This window comes from Streptomyces sp. NPDC057950 (assembly GCF_042887295.1).
GTDB lineage: Bacteria > Actinomycetota > Actinomycetes > Streptomycetales > Streptomycetaceae > Streptomyces > Streptomyces kaempferi.
This window is the reverse complement of the sequence record NZ_JBHVPP010000051.1, coordinates 1-13,404: the sequence shown is the minus strand read 5'-3', so window position 1 is coordinate 13,404 and position 13,404 is coordinate 1. Positions and strand designations below refer to the sequence as shown.

The window sequence follows — 13,404 nt, the reverse complement described above, 5'->3', positions numbered from 1 at the left end:
CCGCCAGGTCATCGGCGGTCGCGGACTCGGTCACGGTGTCAGTCACTTGATGTCTCTTCCATGATCATCAGTTACACCGGCGAGCGTACAGACCCTCGCCCAAGCTGCCGGTCTCTGCTCGTCCTGGACCGCCAGGCCAAGAGGGAATCCCACCGGGTTCTTCCGCACACGGAGCTGCCCGTTGGTCTGTGTGGTAGAGGCCCGTGGGGTCCTGATAGTTGCCCGCGAAGCGGTAGGGCTGCGCCAGCGGCTCGGTCGACTGGGCCAGGATCCGGACACCGACGGCTGTCGACCTGGTCGCCGACTCTCCCGATGCCGGCGGACAGGGAAGTCGGTCGTCATGGAGGTCGACGTCCCCGTCCGCGAATCATTCTGTAGCGACAGTAACGAGAGGCCAGGAGACCTGCTCGCGATGCCGCTCAGGGCTGCGCTTGCTTCGTATACCTGAGAGTGAGGAAGAGTCCCGTCCACATAACGGCAGCGAAGACAACCAGGACCCAACCTGCGGCGTTTCCCATGATCGCGAGTGCCAATCCAGCGATCACTAGGACTGCTGAAGCAATTGATGACCAGACGTAGAACATGCGCGACTTACCTTGCTGTTCCGCAGATGGACCAAGCTGTCCCACGGTTGAATCTCCCTGCGTTGAGAAGTTAGGGCGGGCGGCTGTGGCGCCGCCCGCCGCTTTTTCGTTATCCGCCTATAAGGTTTGACACACCCGTGCTGGCCCCCCAAGCGGCCGCGTAGCACAGAGCCTGCCCGCCTACCTCCGACGCTCCGAGCGTGGGTGCAGCACTGGCGGCCGCGATCGCTTCAGATGTCCTGCAATGTGAACAGGGGGCGAGGCGTCGCAGGCCAACGCGAGCCGGAAGTCGCGCCCGGGGACCCGGCCGTGCCGGACGGCGTTGGCGACGATCAGCGTCAGCGTGTGGTGCGGATGGCAGTCGTAGGGATGCCCCCGCGTCGAACCGCTGCCCGGTGAGCCGCCGGGCGAGCCGCGCGCCGCGCGGGATGGAGCTGAACCGCGCCGCGAAGTGCTTTGCGGGGCTGGTGGGGTGGACTACGCGGTCCGGGGGAGCGGTCTTACTGTTCGTGGCCTCAGCACTCCCCACGGTCGCGTAGCGTGACCAGCGGTGACACTCCCCCGTGTGCGGTTGTGCGCGACGGAGCAAGAGGTCAACGAGCCGCGCAGCGTGACCGACTCGGGGCGGGCACGCCCGGCCGGGAAGGCGGTGGAGTCAGTAGAGAGTGGCGAGGGCAAGCGGGAAGACGCCGGGCTGAGGACGGAGGCTGAGCCAGAAGATCGCCCCCACTTCGAAGAGCCGGGGGCCGACCGGTGGATCAGATCCAGGTCACTTGGCGGACGTATACGCATCCATGCCGGGGAACGACGAGGTAGACGAAGAATCCGCTGTCGACATGTGCGGTATCTCCCTTCGGGCCCAGCCCTTCGTACTGTGCTCCTTCGAGGTAGAAGGCCGCCGCAGCCCGCACCAGCTCGTCAGCCTTTTTCTCGACCTCAGCGACGAACGCCGGCGGTGCTTCGCCGATGACGTACGCCTCGCTGGGGTCGTACTCCCACCTCCACGTCACTCGGACACCGCCTGCGTCGCCGCGTCCTCGACGGCACGCAACTCCGCCATGGCCGATCGGAATGCGGGGTCGTCCTTGCCGGCCGTGCCGTGAATCGTGGCGAGAGCACGGCTACGGCGTGCGGAGAGATCGGGCCGACGCTCGATCTCCACCTGAGCGGCCCAGTGGGTCAGCCAGTGCTGAAGGTGCCCGATCTTGCTGGTCCGAATGGCGGCGGCGAGAGCTTCTTCCTTGTGCTTTTCCATCTCGTCAAGGCGGTGAGGGGCGATCCGGGCGAGCGCCACGCGGACGGCGTCAGGGGTACGTTCGGGGCGCGAGACAAGGTCCGCGCCGTGGTCCGGCTGTGTGCTCACGATGTCCTCCAAGGGATGCCTCGCCCAGCATATCCAGCCGGGCCCTACGGTCAGACGTCGTCCTGCAGGTCCTCCTCGCGGCGGATCATCCACCACACGGCCTTGCGGGGGCTGCGGTCCGGGGCGAGCTCGACCACAATCAGCCCCCATGTGTGGTGCGGAACGCAGTCGTAGGGGATGCCCCACGCCTCGAACCGCTGCCCGGTGAGCCGCCGGGCAAGCCGCGCGCCGCGCGGAATGGAGCTGAACCGCATCGCGAAGTGCCCTGTGGAGCTGGTGGGGGACTACGCGGTCAGGGGGAGCGTCTCACTGTTCGACTTCTTCGGCGCGTTCGCCGCTCAGGGCCCGACCGCCCCGCACTCCCCGCTCACCTCGTGCCCTCAGCACTCCCCGCGGTCGCGTAGCGTGACCAGCGGTGTCACTCCGCCGCATTCCGGTTGTACGCGATGGAGCGGGAGATTTACGAGGCGCCGCGTGACCGGCTCGGGGCGGACGCGCTGGGCCGGGGAGGCGATGGAGTCGGTGGAACAGGGCGAGTGGGAAGAGCGCCTCCAACGAGTCGTTCGCCGTCTGGACCAAGACCTTCACCGACCCGTGCCTCTGTGCGGCCATCGTCGACCACCTCACCTTCAACGGCGCCATCCTCAAGACCTTCACGACTCCTGCCATCTCGCCAACACCCGTGCTGCGCTGAGGAGTTGGCCGAGGTCGGCAATCCCTGCCGCCACCCACCCGACGGCCAGCCGTCCTCTGCCCGGCGGCCAGGGCGGCGTCGTTCAGTCGGTGTGTCCGGGTTGATGGGGCTTCAGGAGCTGGGGCAGGACCGCGAGGTGGTCGCCGTCGATTTTGGAAACGGCCAGATACGCTCGTCGCACCAAACGGTTCGCTGCTCATCGAAGTGGGAAGTTTCAGCGAGCGCCGGGCGCGTTGTCGGAGGAGGCCGCCCGCTCGTGGAGCGCGCGGGACGAGACTCCCGGCAGACGCCATGTGCCGTGCCGCCTCGTGGAACCCTTCCAGAGCACGGGTGGGGCTTCAGAACGGGCGACAGGCCGTGCCCAGGACAACGAGTTCGGTGCTGCCCAGCGCCTCCGCGAGCGCCTGCGGCGCGCCGCGCATGTGGACGTAGTCCCACTGCGCGCGGTGGATCACCTGGTCCGGGTGACTGAGCGCGTGCATCACATCCCAGTGCAGGGCCTGGGCCCAGACGTACCCCGGTTCGCCGTCGACGTCCATGTCCTCCGCGTCGATCGGGGTGTCCGCCAGCGCGGAGGCCAGGCGGTGGCTGTCCACGGGCCCGGTGGCGAAGTCCAGGAACGCAGTGGGATCCGCGCCCACGGGTGCTCGATTGTCGCTCGCATCGTGCCGGTCCGGCCAGGAGTCGTAGCGGTGCGCGCGAACTCCGTCCCGCCAGGCCTCCAACTCCAGTCGGTCACCGTCATACTGAAAGGCCGCCAGCGCAGGGACGCTCAACTCGGTGCTGATCACCCCGGCGAGCGTGAAGACATCGTTCTCCTCGACGAACCGGTCCGGATGGGCAAGGCAGAATCTCGGCCCGGCGGGGGTCGCGTAGCCGGCTGCACAGACCGCGCGCAGGACGGGGGCCGCCCGTTCGAGCGGCACAGGAATCAAGATCGTGCCGTACGTTGTCACGGCCTCACCTCCAGGGACGCGGTGACCCTATGTGGCGGTTACACTGCGCGGCAAACGAAATAAGCCCACTTCAGAAGTGCGCCTCGCGCCCAGCCGATGACCTTTCCGCCTGGGGGATCCATCGAGCAGGTTCGGGGTCACCCCCGAGCAGGAGGTGGCCGATTTTTCAAGGAGCGTCATCACCGTTGGTTGACGCGGAGGCAGGCAGGGCCACATCCTCCGCCCATTGCCAGTCTCCTGAGGTCAGTCGCAGCGCAGAGCGAGGACGGGATCGAGCAGGCGTTGCTCGTCGACCTTGCCCTCGACGATCGCTTGGGAAGCGTCATCCGGGTAGACGCAGACCGCCACCCCGAGACGCAGCAAACTCCGGCGCTGCGCGCCTCTGGGCCGAGGATCGCATTCCCGCCCGGCCTGAAGGCCGGGACTCCCTGCGAAGATCAAGGGATGAAAGAACCGCTGCACCGCGGCGAAGATCCCCGGGAGCGGAGTGGGTATCCAGCCCGGGTCATACGATCCGATGCCGGATGTGGACTTCACTCCGCTGCGAGAGAAGGACCCTGCGGCGGCCGGCTTCGGTCAGGCCGCCTGATAGGCCGGGGCCGGGTCGTTGCCAAGACCATCCGCGTCATTGTGACGACCCGGTGGCTGAGCCATGCGGGATCGAAGCGGCCTTCGTTCTGCAGCGCGGCTACCTGCAGAAGCTGAGTGACGCCGACGTAGTCGGACAAGGGACAGCCGAGGCTCTTCGTCCCATCCGTCGACAAGGCATCTGGGGGTGTGAGCGGGCGACGTCTGCTCGAGCAGGGCAGCCGTCCGAGCGAGATCGTTAAAGCCGAGCTCCTGGTGGGTGAACTGTTCCCCCGAGGTACGCAGCAGCCAGCCGGCGACGGATTCAGCGGTGCCGCTGTCACGGATCATGGGATCGGTCAGCGCCGCATAGGCGGCGAGCATGGCCACCAGATCGTTCTCGGTGCAGTTGCCGTCCCCGCGGTACTCATTCCCGTGGGCGATGCTGGTGCGCGCCACATCGGCGAGAGCCCACGGCGTGTACTTGCGGAATGGACTGTTCCACCATGTGTCGCTGTGCCATCGGGCTGAGGCAGCGCCGATGACGGGCAGGAGGGTACTGGGGCGCTGCTGTCTGACTCGCTGCACGTATTCGTGATCCGTGGCCAACCGGGCGTAGAGGAATGCCGCCATGGATCAAGCGTGGCTGACCGAGTGGGGCGCTGTCGCCGGATTTTTGCCCTCTTCGCGGCTCGTCAAGGCAGGTCGACAGCTGAAAGCCCTCGCAGCACGGTGCGGCCTGTGTCCGATACCCCGGTCATCAGGCGCCGGCCTTCTTCCGACTGCAGCCATCGCGTTCCTGTGCGGCTGGTCGTAACACCGAGGGGTTGGGCTCACTGCCCCCGCGTCCGGCACGGCGGCTACAGGGAGGCATGCCTCCACCCGGCCACCGCACGGCCCTCGGTCGAACCGCATTCCGATAGGGATTCTTAAGGCCTGTCCGGTGGTCCAGGATCAGGGCGTCCGCCCTGGCTGGATGGGGGCTTTAGGACCTGAGCGCCGGAAACTGCCGCCGCAGCACGGCGGGAAGTCACCGCCGGTTCTTCACTGCGCGGAAGGCTGCAGGCACAAGCCGCCCGCGGGACGGGGGTCGGCTCCGACGCAGAGAGGTGATCACCCTGCAGGCATCAGACATCATCGCCGTCACGACCGGCGACGGTCCCCGGCTGGCGCTGCTGTTCAGCGTGGACAGCGATCCGTTGCATGTCTCCGCGGCACGTCTTGTCGCCGCGCTGACGTGTCGCGGCGACAGTCCACGGTCCGGTACGCGCAGCCGCAGGACAAGCCGCTCGTGGAGCGGGTCGGAAGCCTGCTGCGCAGCGGGCTCGTCGACCTCGCCCCGCGAACCCGCCAGGATGCCGAGCAGTACCTGGCAGATCTCGTCGGCACCGTGAACGGAAAGCTGGCCAGCCATCAGGCTTCCGGGGCGGGCTGACTCGGCCGGGTCGGCCTGTCGTACCGCTCTCTTGGAGGTCACGTTCCGTCAAAGAACCGACCGTATGAGGGACGATTCCCGCATGGACAACCAAGGGAACCGGTCCGCTGCGGCCGGAGCTCAGACCCCCGCGCGGCTGCGTGCCGTCGGACCGGGGTGGCATCCCCTGCTGGAACGCCTGCACGCGCAGCTCAACGTAGACGTGCCCGGCTACCGGGTCACCGACGTGACGGAGAAGCTCGGCGGCTTGCGCATCCATGTCACCACCGGCGAACAGGCCGTGATGCCCGGCTACCCTGCCTGGTCCACCTCCGGGACACTGTCAGTAGGCACCCTGCCGACGCAGGGAGCGCGGTCGGCCGTCCGGATCGGCGACGACCCGGTAGAGCGGGTCGGTCAGGGCCCGTGTGATGCGGGACAGATGCGGCGGGTGATAGGTGCGCAGCCGTCCCGACGGTCGTGGACCGTGACGGCCGCCGTCGTGCCACGCGTCCAGAGCGGCGGCCGAGTCGGCGTAGGCCGCAAAGGCGCCGCCCGGGTCGCAGAGTGCAGCCGCTTCCCCGTCCCCGTCGCGGTCAAGGTGTTCGAGATTCAACGACAACCGCAGCTCGCGCGCGAAGACGCGGGCGCCGTCACCCAGGCCGCCGGGGTCCATCGGTTCACGGGGGTCACGGGTCTCGTCGAGGACAGCGCAGCTGAGTTCCGAATCGTGGGTCCAGGAGCGCCGGTTGACGTTGTCGGAACCGACCGAGGCCCAGACATCGTCGATGACACAGACCTTGGCATGGACGTACACGGGCGTCCCAGCGTGATTCTCCAGGCTGTAGACGGCCACCCGGTCACCGCCGGCCCGTCGCAGGACTTCCAGGGCGCGGATCCGGCCCAGCAGATTCATCGGTGTGCTGATCCGCCCTTCTTGGTCCGGCAGTGGCGGCAGGACGGCGATCATCCGCAGGCCCGGATGATCTGCGAGAGCCTGAGCGAACGGCTGGACGGCACTCTCTGACCACAAGTACTGGTCCTCTAGGTAGATCAGCCGGCGTGCCCGCCGCAGGGACTTCATGTAGGCACGGGCGATGCTGCGTTCACCGTCAGGAGCGAACGGATAGCCCCTGAGACGGTTCGGGTAGGTGCGCAGGATCTGGACCGTGTGGGAACCGCGGGGGCCCGGGTCGGATTGCTGTACCGGGAGCGGATCCGCCTGGGTGTCCTCGCCCCGGAGTGCCGCCCGCAGTCGGCTGCGCGGGCTGCGACTGAGCGGAGCCGGGTCCGTCCACCGCTCACGGAACGTGGCCTCGACATCGCCCACGGCGGGCCCGCGCACCGCCAGCTGGACGTCATGCCAGGGCGGACGGGAACCGTAGGCATCGGCGATGCGTTGCGCCTGCGGGTCACCTTGATGGGCGGCATCGTCCCGACGGCTGTGGCACAGATCGATCCCGCCGACGAAGGCGACGTCCCGCTCGGGCCGACCCGGGTGGCGCAGCACCACGAACTTTTGATGGTGCGAGCCACCTGGCCGCACCCGCATGTCGAGCAGGCACTCCCCTCCCGCCTCCTCGATCTCCTCCCCCAGGTGATAGTTCTCCTGTTCGCTGAACTGGAACCGATCCAGGTGCGAGCGCCACACCAGCCCCTTCACGACGACACCCCGGCGTGCGGCGTCGCACAACACGTCGCCGATAGCGCTCTCCGGACCATCCAGCAGCTCGTCAGGGTCACCCCGCCAGTCCGTGAACATCAATACGTCGCCGGCCCGCTGCGCCCGCACGGCCGCGAGCAGCTCGGCGAAGTACACCGCCCCATGTACCAGGGGGCGGACGTCGTTGCCCGTGGACCACGCCGCACCGTCGGCATGACGGCGGTCCACCCGCGACGCGGGATTCCCCCGCTGAACGGGGGTGAGCAGCCAGTCGGCGCGTTCCACGTGGCAGCCCTTCCAGCCGACGGCCCTTCCGGGATCTCCTGGTAGATCCGTTACCCCCTGAGCGCGTGACCACGCAATTCCTGTGCTGCCAGTCCTGCGGAGACCTGTCAATCCGTTACTCAGAGCCTCAGCGGCTCTCAGCATTCCGGACATTGAGGCCCGGAAGGTCCGTCACATCACCAAAGCGTGAGGGCTTCGGCTTGAGTACGGTCTCTCGCTTCTGTCTGCCGCCGCCGCGGCAGGGTTGCGCCACCTGCCCGCCCCGCCTCCGCCTTACGGCGGGGGTGGGTGGCGCGGGTCTTACGGTCGGCTCCACGAGGCTTCGACACCTGTTGGGGGTGTCCTGGTATCCGGCCACTCCGGTACCAGTAAGGTGGTCTTGGCCAGCGGGGCGGGCGGGGTGACGGTGTAGAGGTTGCCCGTGGCGTCGTAGTGGAAGTCGGTGGTGACCGTCTTCGTCGAGGACATCTTCGTCTGCTGCTTGCAGCGCTGGCCCTCGAAGCCGCCACAGGTCGGGGTCGACTTGTTGTACGTGTAGGTGACGCTGCCGCCACCGGTGCCGGTCTGGGCCACCGACGTGGTGTTCCCGACCGTGTCGTACCCGAAGTCCGTCTTCTCACCATCCGCGTTGGTGGAGTCCTTGGGGACGTCACCGCCCGCGATGGTCTGCCAGTGGTTCGTGGTGGTGCCGCCGGTGGGCTGGGTCACGGTGTCGAGGTTGTTGCGGGAGTTGAAGCCGTAGTCGACGACGTTGCCCGGTGTGGAGCCCGAGCCCATCGCGTCGGTGGCGGTGTCGATGTTGTGGTTGGCGTCGAACTTCGTGGAGCGCTTGTGGCCCTTGGCGTCGGTGACGTCGGTGACCTGTCCATCATCGTCGTGCTGGTACATGGTGGAGTGGAGTTCGGGGTCCTTGGCCGTCGTCGTACCCGCGGCCGTGGCAGACGGGGAGCTGTAGCTGTAGGTCCATGTCGGGCCCGTGTCGGCGGAACCGTTGAACCCCGTCGCTCGCAGCATGGAGGTGACGCGGTTGACGTCGTCGTAGGTGAAGGCAGTGATGCGGTCCTCGGCTGTGGTGATCTTGTTGATGCGGGCCGAGGTGTCGTAGCCGAAGGTGACCGTCTTGCCCTCGGTGTCCGTGGTGCCGGTCAGGTTGCCGGTCGCGTCTGACCCAGCCCCGCACGCCCCCCCCAGAGCCGAGACGCCGGGCCAGGGCCCCCGACCGTGCCTCCACGGCCCGGCGTCACCCTGGCCCGGCAGCGCAGTTCGTTCCACCGCCGCCCCCCTGCCTTCGCCCCCCCTGCCCGACGGCAGACCCGGCCACTCCCCGGCACACCGGAAGCACCCAGCCTCTTACCAAGGTCCTGATGTCCATGCCAGGCATCGGGCATCGAGGCGGCGTTCGCATCCTCATGGACGGCGGTGACGGCACCATCCCCGTCCGCCGCTCACCTCGTCCTACGCCGCCGGCCTCGCCCCGGCGACCCGCAGCTCCGGATCCTCTATCCGCGGCGAATAGCCAATGCGGAGAAGGAACAAGCAGCTCAAGCGAGCTGCGTTCGCCGCGTTGGCCGATCCGGCCTCCCGCGCCTACTGCGCCTACTGCGCCTACTGCGACAAGAGGGTCAGCCAGGGCAAACACCTCACCCAGGACCTCCTCTCCCTATCCCGTCGCCGCGCAGACGTACTTTTCGCGATGCTCTGCGACAGCACGTTCTGCCAACCACCAACCCCGATCACTCCTCGCCCCAAAGTCATAGGGGCACCCCGCGAGCCCAATCCGAAGGGTCATTAGCTCTCCAGGTTGGCGATCACGCCGAATGCGTCGGCCAGGTGTCGCGGGAGTGGTCCTGCCCGGTCGGTGGGATTGGCGTCCGGGGCTCTTGAGCGCGACGCATGTCTGGCGATGCGCAAGGCGCAACGTTGGATCCCGTCCAGTTCACCTGCGTGGCCGAGTGACTGAGACGCCGTCAACCCTAGTGGCCCTCTGGTCACTCCTGCGCCGCAGCAGCCAGGTCAACACCGCCTTCACCGACCCAGACGACCTCATCAGCACGCTCCGACACGGTCTCCGCCAGATCCAATACCGCAGCAACCTCATCGACGGATGCCTCGCCGAAACCTGCCTCACCACGACGACACCACGCCGACAACGTCAGTAGCGCCTTGCACCTGCGGCAAGAGCAGCGCCGGAGTCGCGCCGACTTCCGAGAGCCGACCCGTCGACAGCGGCTGAATCTAACTCTTCTCCAAACGATCGTGTCCACGACATAATGCCCCTGATCTTCGAGGTGCCGGCGGGAACGGGTGCGCCGGAGACGAATCGAGAGGGGAACGCACATGTCAGCACGTCGGATCCTCGCAACCCTGGCGGCCGCCACTCTGGCGGCTGGTGGGCTCACTGCCATGACCACCGCGCCAGCCAGCGCAGCAACATGCCTGGGTACTGCCAAGAGCTTCAATCCCGTCGACAACGGGAACGAATACGTGTGGCCCGCATCCGGTTACGCCTACGCCACGTCCAACTGCAACGACATCAACGTCAAGCCGTCCATCGCAGCCGGCGGCGGGTTCGACTTCGTGCCCGTGCGCACCTGCTTCTACCCCACGAGCGGCAGCTCCTACTGCAATGCCTACCGCGAGATCACGGTCGGAACCTGGAGTCTGGCAGCCACCGACGTCAAGGACGGCACCAGATTCATAGTGCAATTCCAGTTCAGCACCAAGGGATCGATCGCCTACTGACCTGACTTGACGACATAGTGCAGGGGATGATCCAAAATGAAGGTGCGCTCAACTTCGACCATGGAGCTATCTCCCCTTTCGGTGGATCACTAGTTCACGGGGCCATTGGCGCTCTCTCTCGCTTCATCGTTCAACGCCCCGGCGGATGCACGGGGGAGAGAGAATCCGGGCACTGTGCGATAGGGAGCGACACACGCTGGCGGACCGCTTGGCGGCTGAGGGTGCGCCGCGGCAATACCTCTCCGGCCTCTCGTTGCGCGCAGGCCGGGCCGCGATGTCGGCCCCGTCGAGCCACACGAGCTCTGCTGCGTGCATGCACGCGTGGCGGCACCGCTGTACCCCTGCAGCCATCCTTTGCGCGCCCTGGTATCACGACGCAAAAGGTCAGCAGCAGAGTCCGACTAGAGCCGTCGAAGTCCGCTGAGCACCTTCTCTAGCAGAGTTACGTTTGGCTGTCCTCCCGTACCATCGTCGCCCCGGGTCTGGTGCACCACGACCAGCCCTGCCTGCGCCAGGTCTCCTACAAGGATTCGGGTGACGCCGAGAGGGACAGAGAGGAGCGCAGAGATCTCCGCGATCGACTTGACCTCCTGGCACAGGACACATATGCGATACGACTCTGGCGGTTGACCACGTACCTTTGCGAGGCTGGCAGCTGTGCTTACCAGCGCCTCGATGGCGAGCTCGTAGCTCGGCCGGGTTCGGCCACCGGTCATCGCATACGGGCGGACGAGCCCGGAAGGCTTGGGGGCCGATGACGCACGGATTCGGGGTTCCTGACCCGGAGCGAGGGGAAAGTTGAACTGCTCCGGTGCTGCAGGCTGATGGTACCTACTGTCTTGATCTCTGCGAGGGGGCGACGGCACGATTCCTCCTTCATCCGAGTAGCGCGCCCGTGAAATTAGGCCTCCCACGCGCCACTGCGTGTACGTCAGTTGGACCTTCGCTCAGCAAAATCGGCACGCAGGTCAAGCGAGGCTGGCACACCGCCTGTCTCACATGCACGGCCTAGCCGGCCACCAGCAAGGCACTGCCATCCGGGAGCGCCGAACGCCCCACCTACGCAGCCTTTGTTGGCCGGTCTCACCCAAAGGAACACAAACCGGGATGGCAAGAAGTCAACCAGCTGCTGCGTCCGTCGAAGGCTCTGGCCTGTCGTCGGCCTCGACGCCGCACCAGCGGCCCTAGCCCCGACGGGCCTGAATTCTGAGCGTCGCAACGCGGCGCGGATCTAGCGAAGATCCTTCAGCGTCCCCTCGGTCAGTCGGCGGAGGCCTGAGCGGTGAAGGACCCAGGGCATACGTAATCGATTACCTGTCACATCAAAGCACTGTAGACGTCAGGGGTGGCCAATTGGCGGGTCTTCGCACAGTTCGGCCTCCTTCTTGAAAGTCGGCATATGCCGGAGGAGGAGCCCTTGGCCGTGGTCTCCTTGTCCGCGTCGGTGCACTGACCCGCGCCGGCACATGCGCCAGTGACCTGGCGCCCTGGGCGGCAAGCACACAGTCGTGTGGCTCGGCGTCCCCGTCGTCGGGCTAGCCGAGGCGGACTGCGCTACCCGCTGCTCCCGTGAGGCAGTCCTCGAGCTGGTGGTAGCTGGTGCCGATCTCGATAGTCGTGCCGTTGATGTTCAGGCGCGTACGCCCGCAAACGTCACAGGGGAACCGGCGGCCGTCTGCGACGATGACACGGCCGCCGATTCCTACGGTGTGGTCCACACGCGGCAATTCGGGGCACGACTGCCCTGTCCTTGGACGCCGATCTTTAAGTAAGAGCACACTCCCAGGGACGACCAACAGGGTCTCACGCTCCCTGCAGCACGCGTCGTCCGGAACAGGGGGCAACGACCTGCAGATCAACTCACACGTCCTGTAAATGGCTCCGCGAATGTCCCTTCTGGGCAACTGCCGCCCATCGAGAGCGCCGGTAGAGTTATGCCCGAGGAAAGGGCGTGTGAGGTGCGGCAGCGGGTGAACATGAGTGATGTTGCGCGGGCTGCGGGGGTGTCGTCGGCCACGGTCTCTTACGTGTTGAGCGGCAAGCGTCCCGTCACGGAGGAAACTCGTCAGGCGGTACATGCCGCGATCGACCGGCTCGGCTTCACACTCAACCCTGTTGCCCGCACTCTGCGCACCGGCAGATCCTTGATGATTGCTCTCATCGTTCCAGACATCGCGAATCCCTTCTACGCTCTGCTTGCCCGCTCCCTTCAGAATGAGGTACGAGCCCGGGGATACCACGTCGTGGTCTGCAACACCGAGGCGCGCCGCGACGAAGAGCAGGCATTTCTCCAAGAGGCGCTGCAGCAGCGCGTCGCAGGTGTCGTCATGACGCCGTTCCGGCTGGCCGCCAACGCCTTTGACGTGTTCCGCGGTGCCGCGATCCCCGTCGTCGTCAGCGCCGACACACCATTCGGAGACGTCGACCTGGTGACACCCGACGCCGACGACGCTGTCTCTGCTGCGTTGACACATGTGGCCGACACCGGTCGCCGCCGCGTAGGTGTCGTCGCCGGACCACGCGATGCCACTGGCGGGGATCCAAGGCTGAAACGTATCAGGCAGCATGCGGCCACCGCGGGGCTGTCCATTACGGAGGAACACGTCGTCCATGGCGAGCACACACGCGAGGCGGGAGCGAAAGGCTTCGAGCGCCTCATGCAGACCCGGCGTCCACCCGAAGCAATACTGTGCGTGAATGACGTCACGGCAGTCGGCGCTATGGACACGGCGGAGCGACTCGGTCTCGACATTCCTGGTGACGTGGCCCTGGTGGGGCATGACGACATCGACTTCGCCGCCCTCGTCCGGCCCCGCCTGACGACCATCCGGTATCCGGCCGGTGCGGTCGGACGCGCTGCAGCCCATCTCCTGCTCGAGCAGATCGACGGCCGGACCCATCAGCGCAGGGTGAGTGTCAAAGCGGATTTCGTAGCCCGGGCTTCGGTCTGACCTTCCGCCGGCGGCGGCCGTTGCGTCGTCGTGCGAATGCCTGTTTTCGGCGATATGGAATCGATCTGGCCGGACTGTAGCGTAATCGATTAACGAGTTGGTGCGTGATAGCGGGTGGGCATGCTCTGCTGGTGAGAGGCATGGTGGATCGTTCGGTTCTGACACATCCGTTGTTCACGGGCGTC

At 66.6% G+C, this 13,404-nt stretch carries 12 protein-coding genes and 2 pseudogenes; 5 read left to right on the top strand and 9 right to left on the bottom strand.

The window, feature by feature from the left end:
* Window positions 1-1,342: 1,342 nt before the first annotated feature.
* The 3 genes from ACFVTC_RS42620 to ACFVTC_RS42610 are packed head-to-tail and all read right to left on the bottom strand — an operon-like array spanning window position 1,343 to window position 2,201.
* Entirely contained in the window at window positions 1,343-1,594 is a 252-nt protein-coding gene (locus tag ACFVTC_RS42620; protein WP_390135216.1) for a hypothetical protein, read from the bottom strand.
* Window positions 1,591-1,947: a hypothetical protein gene (locus ACFVTC_RS42615; protein ID WP_390135214.1), complete on the bottom strand. Its 357-nt coding sequence runs from the start codon at window positions 1,945-1,947 to the stop codon at window positions 1,591-1,593. The genes ACFVTC_RS42620 and ACFVTC_RS42615 overlap by 4 nt, the downstream gene beginning before the upstream one ends.
* 50 nt (window positions 1,948-1,997) lie before the next feature.
* Window positions 1,998-2,201, bottom strand: a complete 204-nt coding sequence (locus ACFVTC_RS42610) for a hypothetical protein (protein WP_390135212.1) — start codon at window positions 2,199-2,201, stop codon at window positions 1,998-2,000.
* 293 nt (window positions 2,202-2,494) lie between these two features.
* Between ACFVTC_RS42610 and ACFVTC_RS42605 the strand changes: the two are divergent.
* Window positions 2,495-2,634: pseudogene (locus ACFVTC_RS42605) on the top strand (ATP-binding protein); the annotation flags it as partial.
* 345 nt (window positions 2,635-2,979) lie between these two features.
* On the opposite strand, the gene ACFVTC_RS42600 reads toward ACFVTC_RS42605, so the two are convergent.
* The 3 genes from ACFVTC_RS42600 to ACFVTC_RS42590 all read right to left on the bottom strand — a co-directional run bounded on the left by ACFVTC_RS42600 (window position 2,980) and on the right by ACFVTC_RS42590 (window position 4,797).
* Window positions 2,980-3,576, bottom strand: coding sequence for a hypothetical protein (locus tag ACFVTC_RS42600; protein WP_390135210.1), 597 nt, complete (start codon window positions 3,574-3,576; stop codon window positions 2,980-2,982).
* A 264-nt stretch (window positions 3,577-3,840) separates the two neighbouring features.
* A complete protein-coding gene (locus ACFVTC_RS42595) occupies window positions 3,841-4,134 on the bottom strand; it encodes a hypothetical protein (protein WP_390135208.1) in 294 nt (97 codons plus the stop codon).
* A 39-nt stretch (window positions 4,135-4,173) separates the two neighbouring features.
* Window positions 4,174-4,797 (bottom strand): hypothetical protein, encoded by a 624-nt coding sequence (locus ACFVTC_RS42590; RefSeq protein WP_390135206.1) that lies wholly within the window; start codon window positions 4,795-4,797, stop codon window positions 4,174-4,176.
* A 604-nt stretch (window positions 4,798-5,401) separates the two neighbouring features.
* On the opposite strand from ACFVTC_RS42590, the gene ACFVTC_RS42585 reads away from it, so the two are divergent.
* Window positions 5,402-5,599: a hypothetical protein gene (locus ACFVTC_RS42585; protein WP_390135204.1), complete on the top strand. Its 198-nt coding sequence runs from the start codon at window positions 5,402-5,404 to the stop codon at window positions 5,597-5,599.
* Between the two features lie 322 nt (window positions 5,600-5,921).
* Here the strand turns inward: ACFVTC_RS42585 and ACFVTC_RS42580 are convergent, their stop codons facing one another.
* Complete coding sequence (locus tag ACFVTC_RS42580) at window positions 5,922-7,526, bottom strand: phospholipase D family protein (protein ID WP_390135202.1); 1,605 nt, start codon at window positions 7,524-7,526, stop codon at window positions 5,922-5,924.
* A gap of 300 nt (window positions 7,527-7,826) precedes the next feature.
* Window positions 7,827-8,798, bottom strand: a complete 972-nt coding sequence (locus ACFVTC_RS42575) for a hypothetical protein (RefSeq protein WP_390135200.1) — start codon at window positions 8,796-8,798, stop codon at window positions 7,827-7,829.
* A 710-nt stretch (window positions 8,799-9,508) separates the two neighbouring features.
* Between ACFVTC_RS42575 and ACFVTC_RS42570 the strand changes: the two are divergent.
* Together ACFVTC_RS42570 and ACFVTC_RS42565 are read left to right on the top strand one after the other, a co-directional pair.
* A pseudogene (locus tag ACFVTC_RS42570) lies at window positions 9,509-9,685 on the top strand (IS630 family transposase); the annotation flags it as partial.
* 325 nt (window positions 9,686-10,010) lie between these two features.
* A complete protein-coding gene (locus ACFVTC_RS42565) occupies window positions 10,011-10,268 on the top strand; it encodes a hypothetical protein (protein ID WP_390135198.1) in 258 nt (85 codons plus the stop codon).
* A 401-nt stretch (window positions 10,269-10,669) separates the two neighbouring features.
* Here the strand turns inward: ACFVTC_RS42565 and ACFVTC_RS42560 are convergent, their stop codons facing one another.
* Window positions 10,670-11,134, bottom strand: a complete 465-nt coding sequence (locus ACFVTC_RS42560; RefSeq protein WP_390135197.1) for a DUF742 domain-containing protein — start codon at window positions 11,132-11,134, stop codon at window positions 10,670-10,672.
* 1,110 nt (window positions 11,135-12,244) lie between these two features.
* Between ACFVTC_RS42560 and ACFVTC_RS42555 the strand changes: the two genes are divergently transcribed.
* On the top strand, window positions 12,245-13,219 hold the full coding sequence (locus ACFVTC_RS42555; protein WP_390135218.1) for a LacI family DNA-binding transcriptional regulator: 975 nt from the start codon (window positions 12,245-12,247) through the stop codon (window positions 13,217-13,219).
* Window positions 13,220-13,404 lie beyond the last annotated feature (185 nt).